The sequence below is a fragment of the Pseudomonas sp. ASL9 genome (genome assembly GCF_056680335.1).
Genome location: NZ_CM155277.1, coordinates 2,312,475 through 2,325,890 on the forward strand (window position 1 = coordinate 2,312,475; position 13,416 = coordinate 2,325,890).

The 13,416-nt window shown below is 58.7% G+C and carries 11 protein-coding genes; all 11 read right to left on the reverse strand.

Going from position 1 to position 13,416, the window contains the following annotated elements; translation table 11 throughout:
- Positions 1–480: 480 nt before the first annotated feature.
- Positions 481–1,773, reverse strand: coding sequence for an adenylosuccinate synthase (locus tag AC1ME2_RS10680; protein ID WP_480440997.1), 1,293 nt, complete (start codon positions 1,771–1,773; stop codon positions 481–483).
- Positions 1,774–1,827: 54 nt separating this feature from the next.
- Positions 1,828–3,015, reverse strand: coding sequence for an ATP phosphoribosyltransferase regulatory subunit (locus tag AC1ME2_RS10685; RefSeq protein WP_480440999.1), 1,188 nt, complete (start codon positions 3,013–3,015; stop codon positions 1,828–1,830).
- 291 nt (positions 3,016–3,306) lie between these two features.
- Positions 3,307–4,176, reverse strand: a complete 870-nt coding sequence (gene hflC / locus AC1ME2_RS10690) for a protease modulator HflC (RefSeq protein ID WP_480441001.1) — start codon at positions 4,174–4,176, stop codon at positions 3,307–3,309.
- On the reverse strand, positions 4,176–5,342 hold the full coding sequence (hflK, locus tag AC1ME2_RS10695) for an FtsH protease activity modulator HflK (protein WP_480441002.1): 1,167 nt from the start codon (positions 5,340–5,342) through the stop codon (positions 4,176–4,178). Before hflK ends, hflC begins: the two co-directional genes overlap by 1 nt.
- A gap of 96 nt (positions 5,343–5,438) precedes the next feature.
- The gene (hflX, locus tag AC1ME2_RS10700; RefSeq protein ID WP_480441003.1) at positions 5,439–6,740 is read right to left on the reverse strand and encodes a ribosome rescue GTPase HflX; all 1,302 of its coding nucleotides are present in this window, start codon (positions 6,738–6,740) and stop codon (positions 5,439–5,441) included.
- A gap of 12 nt (positions 6,741–6,752) precedes the next feature.
- Positions 6,753–7,013: an RNA chaperone Hfq gene (gene hfq, locus AC1ME2_RS10705; protein ID WP_219062428.1), complete on the reverse strand. Its 261-nt coding sequence runs from the start codon at positions 7,011–7,013 to the stop codon at positions 6,753–6,755.
- A 91-nt stretch (positions 7,014–7,104) separates the two neighbouring features.
- Positions 7,105–8,076, reverse strand: a complete 972-nt coding sequence (gene miaA, locus AC1ME2_RS10710) for a tRNA (adenosine(37)-N6)-dimethylallyltransferase MiaA (RefSeq protein WP_480441005.1) — start codon at positions 8,074–8,076, stop codon at positions 7,105–7,107.
- Positions 8,076–10,013 carry a DNA mismatch repair endonuclease MutL gene (gene mutL, locus AC1ME2_RS10715; RefSeq protein ID WP_480441006.1) on the reverse strand — a complete coding sequence of 646 codons (1,938 nt, stop codon included), beginning with the start codon at positions 10,011–10,013 and terminating at the stop codon, positions 8,076–8,078. Before mutL ends, miaA begins: the two co-directional genes overlap by 1 nt.
- Entirely contained in the window at positions 10,010–11,422 is a 1,413-nt protein-coding gene (locus AC1ME2_RS10720) for an N-acetylmuramoyl-L-alanine amidase (RefSeq protein ID WP_480442086.1), read from the reverse strand. The genes mutL and AC1ME2_RS10720 overlap by 4 nt, the downstream gene beginning before the upstream one ends.
- Positions 11,423–11,437: 15 nt before the next feature.
- Positions 11,438–11,908 (reverse strand): tRNA (adenosine(37)-N6)-threonylcarbamoyltransferase complex ATPase subunit type 1 TsaE, encoded by a 471-nt coding sequence (gene tsaE / locus AC1ME2_RS10725; RefSeq protein ID WP_480441009.1) that lies wholly within the window; start codon positions 11,906–11,908, stop codon positions 11,438–11,440.
- A complete protein-coding gene (locus AC1ME2_RS10730; RefSeq protein WP_480441011.1) occupies positions 11,896–13,386 on the reverse strand; it encodes an NAD(P)H-hydrate dehydratase in 1,491 nt (496 codons plus the stop codon). The genes tsaE and AC1ME2_RS10730 overlap by 13 nt, the downstream gene beginning before the upstream one ends.
- Positions 13,387–13,416: the final 30 nt, after the last annotated feature.

Here is a 13,416-nt window from a genome sequence, read left to right on the forward strand (position 1 = left end):
AAGGTTTTTTTCGAGCGTCCCGCGTAACTGCACCTGCTCATCTTTCAGACGCGACGACAGGCCCGCACTCAGACGCTGACGAGTACTGGAAGACAACCCGTCCAGACTGGAGGTAACTTCCCGACTCGCCTGCTCCAATTCCGTAGACAAGTGTTGCGAATCTACACCTAGCCGAGCGGCCAGATCAGCCTCAAGCGCCGTCACCGTGCTCCGCGTCAGAGCGACCGCCACCAACACTTGCACCAAAAGGGCGACACCAAGGGCAATGAACACAGGCCGCAACAAGCGGCTACGTAAAAGAGAAAGGACAGCAGACACAGGATTATCCCTCTACTACGGATGCCACTGAAATGATGGCACTCCTTGAGAGGATAATTACAGCAAGCGTCGTGCCGCGCCAGCACTAACCGATAGGCAGATACGACAAAGGGCCACATAAGTGGCCCTTTGTCGCATTCCAATAACTATTTCAACGGTTTATCAAGCAAACGGATGACGCAGTACGATCGTCTCGTTGCGGTCCGGACCCGTGGAAATGATATCGATCGGCGCACCGACCAACTCTTCCACACGCTTGATATAGGCACGAGCATTTGCTGGCAGCTCTTCCAGGGTTTTGGCGCCCACGGTCGACTCGGTCCAGCCCGGCATTTCTTCGTAAACCGGCATCAGGCCGATGTAGCTGTCAGCATCGGTCGGTGCGTCGATCACTGCACCATTTTCGTTCTTGTAGCCGACGCAGATATTGATGGTTTCCAGACCGTCGAGCACGTCGAGCTTGGTCAGGCACAGGCCGGAGATGCTGTTGATCTCGATAGCGCGACGCAGGATGACCGCATCGAACCAACCGCAACGGCGAGCACGACCGGTGGTTGCACCGAATTCGTGACCGCGCTTGGCCAGGAACGCACCTACATCGTCGAACAACTCAGTCGGGAAAGGCCCCGAACCGACACGAGTGGTGTAAGCCTTGGTGATGCCGAGGATGTAATCCAGGTACATCGGGCCAAAACCCGAACCGGTCGCGATGCCGCCAGCGGTCGTGTTCGAGCTGGTCACGTACGGGTAAGTACCGTGGTCGATGTCCAGCAGCGAACCCTGGGCACCTTCGAACATGATGTCTTTGCCTTCGCGGCGCATCTCATGCAGCGCAGCAGTGACGTCGAGCATCATCGGCTTGAGCAGTTCGGCGTATTCCATGCACTCGTCGAGAGTCTTCTGGAAGTCGATAGCTGGCTCTTTGTAGTAATTGACCAGAACGAAGTTATGGTAATCGAGCAGCTCGCCCAGCTTGGCCGCGAAACGTTCGCGATGGAACAGGTCGCCAATGCGCAGACCGCGACGTGCGACCTTGTCTTCGTAAGCCGGGCCAATGCCACGACCGGTCGTACCGATCTTGAGCTCGCCACGCGCCTTCTCACGCGCCTGATCCAGCGCAACGTGATAGGACAAGATCAGTGGGCAGGAAGGGCTGATACGCAGACGATCACGTACCGGAATACCCTTCTCTTCGAGCTTAATGATTTCTCGCATGAGCGCGTCAGGCGCAACCACCACACCGTTGCCGATCAGGCACTGCACGCCATCGCGCAGCACACCGGACGGAATCAGGTGCAATACGGTTTTTTCGCCATCGATCACCAAGGTGTGGCCAGCGTTGTGGCCACCTTGGTATCGAACTACAGCGGTAGCATGTTCGGTCAGCAGATCAACGATCTTGCCTTTGCCCTCATCACCCCATTGGGTGCCCAGGACTACGACATTCTTACCCATAACACTTGTCCTCTTTCGCGCAAACTTGGTGCCGGCTGCGGCCGGCAGGGAAACTCAAGAAGCCAGCGGCACTAACTGCCAAAGCCCGTCATGCTGAATCAACTGCCGGTCACAATCAGCTTCACGTGCGGCAGATACCGGCTGCCCAGGCAACGCCTGAACCACACGATGGCCGTCGCTACGCAATTGGCAAACCTGCTGCCAGAGCGCTGTATCGGTACTGTCGGGCATCCAGATACCGCCAGACGGTAGCTTGATATCCGCACGCCCCAGTGTGACCAGGGTTTTCAAATCGGTGGAGAAACCGGTCGCCGGGCGTGCCCGACCAAAATCCGCGCCGATATCGTCATAGCGACCGCCCTGGGCGATCATTTGACCTACGCCCGGCACGAACACCGCAAACACGACGCCGGTGTGGTAATGGTAACCACGCAACTCGCCGAGATCGAAATACAGCGGCAATTGCGGGAAGCGCACAGAAAGACGCTCGGCAATCACCAGCAAATCATCCAGGGCCGCCAATACCGGAGCGGGCGCGTGCGCCAGACGATCACGAGCGGACGCAAGCACTTCACGGCCACCACACAAATCAACCAACGCGCGCAACATTGCTGCCAGATCAGCCGGCAAATCAGCCGTGAGCGCGATAACTTCATCTATCGCCTTGCGCTGCAAAGCGTCGAACAGCTGCTGTTCGGCCTGACCAGACAAACCGGCGGCACGCGCCAGGCCACGGTAAATACCGACATGGCCCAGGTCCATATGCACATCCGGCACATCGGCCAACTGCAGCATAGCCAACATCAGGCTAATGACTTCGACATCACTGCTCGGGCTCGCATCGCCGTACAACTCGGCGCCCAACTGAATAGGGCTGCGCGAGGACGACAAGGCCCGCGGCTGCGCATGCAACACGCTGCCGGCATAGCATAGACGGCTCGGCCCTTCGCGACGCAAAGTGTGCGCATCGATACGCGCCACTTGCGGCGTGATATCGGCTCGAAAACCCAGTTGCCGGCCTGATTGCGGGTCGATCACCTTGAAGGTGCGCAGATCCAGGTCCTGCCCTGCGCCAATGAGCAGCGACTCCAGGTATTCGATATGCGGGGTAACGACGAACTCATAGCCCCAGCTCTGGAACAGATCCAACACCTGACGACGCGCCACTTCAATGCGCGCCGCTTCCGGCGGCAGTACTTCTTCGATGCCATCTGGTAGCAGCCAGCGGTCAACCGTTGCCATTACGCCAATCCCCTATGATCCGGGCGGCCAGCCCTGAGGGCGAGCCTTGAGTGAAGCAGAGTGTGGTCATGTTTGGCGTGCTTGTACGTGCAAGCCCAACAGAACGAGCGGCCCGAGACCCGCTGTACAGACCACTCTCCTCGAAAAACCTTGCCCAGCGCTTTAACACGCCACGGCCAATCAATCGTGCAGACGCAAAAAAGCCGGGATTTTCCCGGCTGCCGCATCATACACACGTTTTCCTAAACGATCACCCCGCCAGGCGGTTTTGCCGCCCGGCGGGTGAACCGATTATGGCTTCGATTTTTCCAGATAGCGGAAGAAATCGCTGCTTGGGTCCAGCACCATCACGTCGCTTTTGTTCGCGAAGCTTTCACGGTAGGCGCGCAGGCTACGGTAGAAACCGTAGAACTCCTGATCCTGACCATAGGCCTTGGCGTAGATCGCGGACGCCTGGGCATCGCCATCACCGCGAGCTTCTTCAGACTCACGATAGGCTTCTGCCAGAAGAACCCGACGCTGACGATCGGCATCGGCACGAATGCCTTCTGCCAGCTCGTTACCCTTGGCCCGATGCTCACGCGCTTCACGCTCACGCTCGGTACTCATCCGCTCGAAAACGCTGCGGTTCACTTCTTTCGGCAGGTCAATACCCTTGACCCGGACATCAATAACTTCAATGCCCAGCTCTTTGCTTGCCATCGTGTTGAGCGAAGCGGTGATATCCGCCATCAACGCATCACGTTCGCCCGACACTACCTCATGCAAGGTGCGCTTGCCGAACTGATCGCGCAGCCCGGATTCAAGACGGCGTGACAGGCGTTCATCAGCGATCTGCTTGAGACCGGAGGTCGCGGTATAGAAACGCTCAGCGTCCTTCACCCGCCACTTGGCATAGGCATCGACCATGACGGCTTTCTTTTCAAGCGTCAGGAAGCGCTGCGTCGGTGCATCGAGGGTCATCAAGCGCCCATCGAACTTGCGCACCTGATTGACATACGGAACCTTCACATGCAGACCCGGCTGGACGTCCGCCTGGACGACGCGACCGAATTGCAGCAAGACCGCACGCTCAGTCTGGGCAACGATGTAGAAGCTATTCCAGGCAACGACCGCCAGCACTACACAAACAATCAGGGCGATCAGCGATTTATTGCTCATCAGCGACTCTCCCTTGAACGCGCATCGTGCTGCGGTTCACTCGCGGCACGTGCCCCGACTTCATTGGCAGTAGCAGGTGCTCCGGTTGCAGGAGCAGTGGCGCTACGACCGCTTTCGATCATCTTGTCCAATGGCAGATAAAGCAGGTTGTTCTGCCCTTTGTTGCCACCGGTCACGAGAACCTTGCTGGTGTTGCTGAATACCTCTTGCATGGTGTCCAGATACAAACGCTCACGCGTCACTTCTGGAGCCTTGCGGTACTCGACGACCAGTTTGGTAAAGCGATCTGCCTCACCCTTGGCACGAGACACGACTTCATCGCGATAGCCATTGGCATTTTCGACGATGCGCTGAGCCTGACCACGCGCTTCCGGGATCACACCGTTAGCGTAGGTTTCAGCCTGGTTGCGCGAACGCTGCTCGTCTTCACGTGCACGAATCACGTCATCGAAGGCTTCCTGAACTTCACGCGGCGCCGCAGCGCTTTGCACGTTCACCTGGGTCACTGTGATGCCGGTACGGTACGTATCGAGGAAGCGCTGCAGGCGTTCCTTGATTTCGCTGGCCATCAGCTCACGACCTTCAGTCAGCACCTGATCCATCGCGGTGGAACCCACCACATGGCGCAAGGCGCTTTCAGTCGCATGCTGCAGACTGATTTCCGGCTGATCGACGTTCAGCACGAAATCCTTCAGGTTGGTGATTTTGTATTGCACGGTCAGCGGCACTTCGACGATGTTTTCGTCTTCGGTCAGCATCTGCCCTTGCTTGCTATAGGCACGCTCACGCGTGACGTTTTCCATGAACTTCTGATCGAACGGCGGGAAGTAGATATTCAGACCGGCACCGACGGTTTCGTAGTATTTGCCGAAGCGCAGCACCACGGCTTGCTCCTGCTCATCCACCACGTAAATGGCGCTGTACAGCCAGATAGCGGCCAGTACGACAAGACCAATGCCGAGCAGACCCAAACCGCCGCCCTTGCGCTGACCACCGTCCTCACCACCACCACGTTTTTTACTACCACCGAACAACCCATTCAGGCTTTCCTGCAGCTTTCGGAAGGCCTCGTCGAGATCTGGTGGCCCCTTGCGGTCGCCGCCCTTGCGCTTACCACCCCAAGGATCCTGATTATTCGAGTTGCCACCCGGCTCATTCCAAGCCATAGCGCTCTCCATCTGATAAAGCAAAGACGCACCCACGGCGCGCCGACCAATGCTACAGAATGCCTGTGTCCGCGGCACAACCGCTTTCCCACGCTTTTATTGCAAAGTGTGTTGCTCGATGAATTCCAGCGGTTGCATTCCTTCGCGACTTACCAGGCGATTGAACTCAACACGCGGTAAACGTACCGCCAACAGACTCCCACCCTCCTCATCGTGCTCTTCGCTTTGCACAGCGCCCAACTTGAAGAACTGTGCACGCAGTCGAGCAAAACGCTGAGGCAAGCGCAAGGTGCCAACGAATAAATCATCGCCCAGCAGCTCAGCCACTGCCTGCTTAAGCAGATCCAGCCCTCGACCATCGCGGGCAGACACCCAGACTCGTTGCGGCTTGCCATCGGCATCACGCTGAATCTGGGGCTCTACCCCTTCAAGCAAATCGAGTTTGTTATACACCTCAAGGATCGGCAAGCTTTCTGCCCCGATCTCGCCAAGCACCGCCATCACTTGCTCGATCTGCGCCATGCGTTCAGGCTCATGGGCATCGATGACGTGCAGCAGCAAGTCGGAGTTGCTCGACTCTTCAAGCGTGGCGCGAAACGCTTCGACCAGTTTGTGCGGCAGATGACGAATGAAACCCACTGTATCAGCCAACACGATTGGCCCAAAGTCATCGAGTTCAAGACGACGCAGGGTGGGGTCGAGCGTAGCAAACAGTTGATCTGCGGCAAAGACATTGGAATCGGTCACCGCATTGAACAGCGTCGACTTGCCGGCGTTGGTATAACCCACCAGCGATACCGAAGGAATATCGGCACGCTTGCGACCGCGACGGGCCTGCTCTCGCTGACTGCGGACCTTCTCCAAACGGCTCTTGAGCTGCCGCACGCGAACCCGCAGCAAACGTCGGTCGGTTTCCAGCTGGGTTTCACCCGGACCGCGCATACCGATACCGCCGCCCTGCCGTTCCAGGTGAGTCCAGCCACGAACCAGACGAGTACTCATGTGATCGAGCTGAGCCAGCTCGACCTGCAACTTGCCTTCGTGAGTACGCGCACGCTGCGCGAAGATATCCAGAATCAAACCGGTACGATCAAGCACGCGACACTCGAAAACGCGTTCGAGGTTGCGTTCCTGACTCGGCGTGAGGACGTGATTGAAAATCACGATATCTATGTGCTCGGCTTTGACCTGATCGCGAAGTTCCTCGACCTTGCCGCTGCCAATCAGATATTTGGCTGTTGGCCGATGACGCGGCACGTTAACGAACGCGACGGTTTCGGCGCCGGCCGAAATGGCCAGTTCCTGAAACTCCTGCGGATCTTCACGCGCCTCAGGGTCCTGACCATCCAAGTGAACGAGAATGGCCCGTTCACCACCACCGTGGCGCTCAAAGAACAAAGCAGACTCCTATCAGGCGTTACCTGGCTCAGCGTCGCCCAGCTCCGTTTCGGCTGCACTAGGCAAGCGAATTGGACGAACTGGCACAACGGTAGAGATGGCGTGTTTGTAAACCATTTGGCTGACGGTGTTTTTCAGCAAAATAACGAACTGGTCAAAGGACTCGATCGTGCCTTGCAGCTTGATACCGTTAACCAGATAAATCGAAACCCCAACCTTCTCTTTACGTAAAGTGTTCAGGTAAGGGTCTTGTAGCGAATGCCCTTTTGACATGTGCCGCACTCCTTTAAGGATCAATAGAAAAAATAGTAAGCAAAATGGCTTAAGCCGCTACCCCCCAAGGATAGACGGCAATTGCAAGGTATCAGCTCAATATGGAGACCGATCCCAGGTATTTCAAGGCACGTGGCAGATTGTCGCAAGCCAGGCTGTCCAACCAATGTAAATCTGCCCAGCTACGCAACCAAGTGAACTGGCGCTTGGCCAACTGGCGCGTGGCAATAACGCCACGTTCCTGCATCTGGTCTCGCGTCAGTTTGCCATCCAGATGATCCCAGACTTGGCGATAGCCCACTGCTCGCATCGACGACAACCCCGAATGCAGGTCACCTCGTGCGCGCAGAGCTAAGACCTCATCAACGAAGCCCTGTTCCAGCATTTGTGCAAATCGTTGTGCGATACGGTCATGCAGTAAATGGCGATCCGCCGGAGCGATGGCCAAGTTCGCGACAGTATAGGGTAATTGAGGGCGTCCCGAAGCGGCTGCATCAGTACTTTGCGCAGTTTGTTGCTCGCGAAGCGCGGTCATGCTCAATCCGCTCACCCGATAAACTTCCAGAGCACGAATCAGCCGCTGTGGATCATTGGGATGAATTCGCGCAGCCGACACGGGATCAATCTCGGCCAATTGATCGTGCAGGTCCTGCCAGCCAAGGGTCGCAGCTTCGGCTTCGAGCTGGGCGCGAACCCCCGCATCGGCCGGTGGCATGTCCGCCAACCCGTCCTGCAATGCCTTGAAATACAACATTGTCCCGCCCACCAGTAGCGGAATATTTCCGCGGGCGGTGATTTCGGCCATCGCGGCCAGCGCATCAGCGCGAAAGTCGGCGGCCGAATAGCTTTGTAGGGGATCAAGAATATCGATCAGACGATGGGGAAACTCGGCCAGCAACGCCTTGGAGGGCTTGGCGGTGCCGATGTCCATGCCGCGATAGACCAGCGCCGAATCAACGCTAATCAACTCACAAGGCAGGACCTTGGTCAGCTCAATGGCCAGATCGGTCTTGCCAGCGGCAGTGGGCCCCATGAGGAAAATAGCCGGGGGCAAAGCACTCATCAGCGACCGCGCAAGAAAAGTTTGTCCAGATCATCCAGACCCATTTGGGTCCAGGTCGGACGACCATGGTTGCATTGGCCGCTGCGCTCGGTGTTTTCCATGTCGCGCAGCAGTCCGTTCATTTCCGGCAAGGCCAGACGTCGGTTGGCTCGTATCGCTCCGTGACAGGCCATGGTCCCTAGCAGTTCGTTCAGGTGAGCCTGAATCCGGTCACTGGTGCCGTACTCCATCAAGTCGGCCAACACGTCATGCACCAGCCGATTGGCTTCAGCCTGTTTGAGCAACGCGGGGATTTGCCGAATGGCCAGGGTTTCAGGGCCCAATCGCTGCAGCTCAAAGCCCAGGAGCTGGAACCAGGTGACGTGTTCTTCGGCGCAATCGGCCTCACGCTGGCTGACCGCGATGGACTCTGGAACCAACAAAGGCTGGCCGCTCAGTCCCTCGCTGGCCATGGCGATCTTCAAGCGTTCGTACATGATACGTTCGTGAGCGGCGTGCATATCCACCAGCACCAGGCCGTGGGCGTTTTCCGCGAGGATATAAATCCCTTTGAGCTGCGCCAGGGCATAACCCAGCGGCGGGATGTCGTCCTGAGAGCCCGGCAAAGGTGCCGCCCCGCCTTCCGGCAGCGGCGCGAAGAACTCGCGGTACGCGCTTTGCGCCTCGGCGGTCGGCAGGGGTGCGGAAGTGCGGGGTGAATATTGGTATTGAAAACCCGCACCTGAGCCTGAGCCCGCAGGCCGCACGTAGGGCTCGGCCTGTGGCTGCTCCAGCAGATTATTGGCCAGGCGCATTTCGCCTTGAGGGCCGAACTCACCCGCATCCGGCCCAGTCGGGCGTATCAGCGCAGTCACTGGCGCGGTGCCGGCCAGTTGGTTTTCCGGCCTGACATCACCCAGTGCGCGGTGCAGCGTGCCATACAGGAAGTCGTGAACCATGCGCCCGTCACGGAAGCGGACTTCGTGCTTGGTCGGGTGCACGTTAACGTCGACCACCGCAGGATCAACCTCGAAAAACAGGACAAAAGTCGGATGTCGACCGTTGAACAGCACGTCGCGATACGCTTGGCGCACCGCATGGGCGACCAGCTTGTCGCGCACCGCACGGCCGTTCACGTAGAAATACTGCAAGTCTGCCTGACTGCGGGAGAACGTCGGCAAACCGACCCAACCCCACAAATGCAGGCCGTTGCGCTCAACCTCGATCGGCAGCGCCTGCTCCAGAAAACCCGGACCACAAATCGCAGCCACACGACGGGCGCGAGCGTTGTCATCATTGGCTTCGTGCAGGCTGAGGATCGTTTTGCCGTTGTGCCGCAAATGGAACGCGACATCGAAACGCGCCAGCGCCATACGTTTGATCACTTCTTGCAGGTGATCGAACTCGGTTTTTTCGGCCTTGAGAAATTTGCGACGCGCTGGCGTGTTGAAAAACAGATCGCGAACCTCTACGGAGGTGCCCACAGGGTGTGCGGCCGGCTGCACCCGCGAAGCCATGTCGCGGCCCTCGGTCTCGACCTGCCATGCCTGATCGGCATCACGGGTGCGTGAGGTCAGGGTCAGACGTGCCACCGAACTGATCGACGCCAGCGCTTCACCCCGAAAGCCCAGGCTCATCACCCGCTCAAGGTCTTCCAGTTCGCGAATTTTACTGGTTGCGTGCCGTGCGAGCGCCAACGGCAAGTCCTCAGAGGAGATTCCGCCGCCATCATCGCGCACACGCAGCAGCTTGATCCCGGCCTGCTCAACATCGATATCGATGCGTTTGGCCCCTGAATCCAGGCTGTTTTCCAGCAGTTCCTTGATGACCGATGCGGGTCGTTCGACCACCTCACCGGCCGCGATCTGGTTCGCCAGCCTCGGACTAAGCAACTCAATCCGCGCGCTGCTATTCGTCTCACCGCTGTCGATCACGCCATCCACTACTGACTCGCTCATGGCTGAGCGGCCAGTGTGTTGCTTGGGATATCCAACGTCTGCCCCACTCTGAGCTCATCGGTTTTCAAGCTGTTGGCATTCCGTAACGTCGACACGCTCACCTGATAACGAACCGCAATCATGGCCAGCGTCTCACCCGAGCGAACCGTATGGTCGCGCGGCCCCTGGACGATCTTGCCATTGTCCCGCAGCCAAGCAATGTAGGTGCCCAATGGCGGATTTTGCTGGAAGAACTGTTTAACACCCGCACTGATGGAGCGCGCCAATGCCTGCTGATGAGAGGAGCCAGTGAGCTTCGCCGCTTCCGCCGAGTTGGAGATGAAGCCGGTCTCTACCAGGATCGAAGGGATATCCGGGGACTTGAGCACCATAAACCCGGCCTGCTCGACTCGGGATTTGTGCAGCGACGTGACGTGACCGATATTACTCAGCACTTTCTGCCCGACGTTGAGGCTGGAAGACAGCGAGGCGGTCATGGACAAGTCCAGGAGCACCCCGGCCAGCATCTTGTCCTTGTCGTCGAGACTTACGGCGCCAGCGCCACCGATCAAGTCGGAACGGTTTTCGCTGTCGGCCAGCCAGCGCGCGGTCTCGGAAGTGGCGCCGCGCTCAGACAAGGCAAATACCGAAGCACCGAACGCCGCCGAGGAAGGCGCGGCGTCTGCGTGGATCGAAACGAACAGGTCAGCGCCCTTCTGGCGAGCGATTTCCGTGCGTTTACGCAATGGAATAAAGTAGTCGCCGGTACGTGTCAGCTCGGCACGGTAGCCTTTCTCCGAATTGATCTGGCGCTGTAATTCCTTGGCTATGGACAACACGATGTCTTTTTCCTTCTGACCACGTGCACCGCCCGCGCCAGGGTCTTCGCCGCCGTGACCCGCATCGATGGCGATCACGATATCGCGCTTGCCGTTGGGGACAGGCACCAGCCTGATCTCAGGCTTGGCCGGACTGATCGGCACGGCAGGCGCCGTATTAGCCGCCGTATCGGGCACGACCGGGCTCGCTTGCGCGTCCTGATCGAACAGATCGACCACCAGACGGTTGCCATACTGTTGGTTGGGCGCAAGGATAAAGCTTTTCGGGTTAACAGCCTTTTTAAGGTCGATGACCACGCGCAAATCGGTAGGCGTACGCTGGGCAGAACGCATGCTGATGATCGGCGTATTCTCCGTCGATATCTTCAGGGGCGCTGCCAGCGTTGCACCATTGATGTCGATAACCAGACGATCAGGGGATGTCAGGGTGAAAACACTGTGTTGAACCGGACCGGACAAGTCAAAAACCAGCCGAGTGTTGTCCGGTGCACGCCATAGGCGAACACTTCGTACCTGTGTAGCGGCTAACGCGTCGACAGCCAGTGCCGTCAGCAGCAGACCTACAACAGTAACCAGCGCGCGCATGCGCATACCTAACCCCATCATTTATTTGAATTCCAAAGCCAAAGCGGCACACCAGGTTTCGCCACGCGAGCCTTCCGGGCTCAAAGTCAGTGATCGACCTTCCGCATGCGTCCCAATGGTAATGGTCAGGTCAGGCTTTGGCAAAAAACCTGCACCACGTTGGGGCCACTCGATCAGGCAAAGCGCACTCCCGTCGAAGTAATCACGGATACCCATGTACTCTAGCTCCTCAGGATCGACCAGCCTGTACAGATCAAAGTGAAAGGCCCGCACCGGTCCTATTTCATAGGGTTCGACCAGGGTAAAGGTCGGACTTTTGACCGCACCGACATACCCAAAGCCCCGGATAATCCCGCGGGACAGGGTCGTTTTACCCGCACCGAGGTCGCCTTCCAGAAAAATAACCCCAAGCCCTTCGGTCACCTGGGCGATACGAGAACCGAAGCTCATCATGGCGTCTTCATTGGCCAAATGCAGCGTTAGTTCAGACACGGTGACTGCTCCTCCAATAACTGACGAATGGCTGGAATAACATCACTGGCCGCCAGCCCTCGGCCCAATTGCCCTGCACGCTCGCCCGCGCTGGCGTGTAACCAGACCGCCAGGCACGCTGCCTCGAACGCGGGCAGCTTCTGCGCCATCAACGCGCCGATCAGTCCCGCCAGCACATCGCCCAAACCCGCCGTGGCCATCGCAGGGTGACCGCGATCACATAACGCCAGCCGCCCATCGACACTGGCAACCAGGCTGCCCGCGCCCTTGAGGACGACAACCGCCTTGTATTTCTGCGCCAGCGCATGCGCCGCAGTTGGACGATCCGCCTGAATATCCTGGGTGCTGACGCCGAGCAGACGCGCCGCTTCGCCTGGATGCGGGGTAATCACGCTATCGGGCGGCAGGGTCACGAAATCGCGGGCCAGCAGATTTAGCGCATCGGCATCCCACACTTGCGGCCGCAGGGCATTGGCCGCCGCCGACAACAGACTGCGGCCCCAACTGGCCTGCCCCAAACCTGGCCCCACCACCAACACTGCCGCAGGCTCGATCAAGGCGCGCAACTGATTGGCAGAGCTGATGCCGGTGCTCATCACCTCGGGGACGCGCATCAGGGCGGGTGGTACATGTTCGCTGCGGGTCGCGAGCGTGACCATGCCGGCACCGCTGCGCAAGGTGCTTTCTGCCGACAATAGGGCCGCACCACCAAAACCATGGTCGCCGCCAATCACCAGCACGCGACCGAACATGCCCTTGTTCGCCGTTGCAGGCCGAGCAGTCAGGCGCGGGAGATTAAAGGTATCCAGACGTTTCGCACTGACGGGTGTTTGCGCGACGATCAGTGGATCGGCCTGCAGGTCATCGAATACCAACTCGCCCACCAGGTCCGCAGCATCGCCGGTGAACAACCCCAGTTTCAGGCCGATAAAGGTCACCGTAAGCCGAGCCTGCACGGCAACGCCAAGCGTTCTGCCGGTATCGGCACATAAGCCGGAAGGGATATCGACTGCCACGACTGGCAGACCGCTGGCATTGATTGCATTGATCGCGCTGCGGTAAGGCTCTCGCACGTCAACGCTCAAGCCTGTGCCGAGTAGCGCATCCAGCACAATGCCGCTCAGCGCCTGTTCGGCGGACCAGTCCTTGATGTTGACGCCCGCCGCCACTGCTTCGGCATGCGCCTGCAAGGCGTCGCCGGACAATTGCGCAGGGTCACCCACCGCCAGCACCAGGACCTGCCAGCCAGCTCGCTGGGCCTGCGCCGCAACCAGATAACCATCACCGGCGTTATTGCCGCGCCCTGCCAGGACGGTCAATTCGCGTGCTTCTGGCCAATGGCGGCGCAGCGCTCGCCAGGCCGCATGAGCCGCACGCTGCATCAATTCAATGCCGGGCGTACCGGCTGCAATCAGTCGGGCGTCGAGGTCTCGCACGTGGGCTGCGCTGTACAATGCGTCGGGTTTAGTTGGCAACATGCGTCTATAGGCTCCGATGTCTGGCAGAAT